Source organism: Streptomyces malaysiense (assembly GCF_000980885.2).
Classification (GTDB): Bacteria; Actinomycetota; Actinomycetes; order Streptomycetales; family Streptomycetaceae; genus Streptomyces; species Streptomyces malaysiense.
The window spans coordinates 1-315 of record NZ_LBDA02000187.1; the positions used below are offsets into that span (position 1 = coordinate 1).

Here is a 315-nt window from a genome sequence, read left to right on the forward strand (position 1 = left end):
CCGCTGTACACCGCCGTCAGGAGATGGGTACCGACGGAGAGGGCGGACGTGGTGAGCGTGGCAGTGCCGCCGCTCAGCGTCCCGGTACCCAACAGCGTCGCACCGTCGAAGAAATCGACCGAACCCGTAGGCGTACCAGAACCCGGCGGAACAGCCGCCACCGTCGCCGTCAACGTCTTCGCCTCACCGAAGACGGACGGATCCGGCGCCGACGTGAGACCCGTCGTCGTCGCCGCCTGCGTCACCGTCTGACTGTCCACCGGCGACGTCGACCCACCGAACTCGGTATCCCCGCTGTACACCGCCGTCAGGAGA

At 67.9% G+C, this 315-nt stretch carries 1 protein-coding gene; it reads right to left on the reverse strand.

Annotation, left to right across the window (positions count from 1 at the left end; translation table 11 throughout):
* On the reverse strand, nt 1-245 hold a 245-nt coding region (locus VT52_RS34840), incomplete at its 3' end, for an Ig-like domain-containing protein (RefSeq protein WP_240510037.1).
* Nucleotides 246-315 lie beyond the last annotated feature (70 nt).